This window comes from Streptomyces sp. URMC 123, from assembly GCF_051386515.1.
Classification (GTDB): Bacteria; Actinomycetota; Actinomycetes; order Streptomycetales; family Streptomycetaceae; genus Streptomyces.
On the sequence record NZ_JBPQTV010000796.1, the window covers coordinates 1 to 242 of the forward strand.

1 pseudogene is annotated in these 242 nt (G+C 64.0%); it reads right to left on the reverse strand.

The window, feature by feature from the left end:
• Positions 1 to 242, reverse strand: a pseudogene (locus tag ACSNOD_RS32050) (hypothetical protein); the annotation flags it as partial.

Sequence of the window (242 nt, forward strand, 5' to 3'; positions counted from 1 at the left end):
CTTCAACAGCGCGTAGGGCAACTCCGCCCAGTCGGCTGTCATGAAGTCGCTGGTCTGCACCGCGCGCAGTGCCACCACATAGTCGTAGGTGCGGCCATCGCCCATCACGCCCACGCTCTTGACCGGCAGGAACACGGTGAAGGCCTGGCTGGTGAGGTCGTACCAGGTCTTGCCCGTGGCTTCGTCTGTGAAGTTGCGCAGCTCTTCGATGAAGATGGCATCGGCGCGGCGCAGCAGGTCGG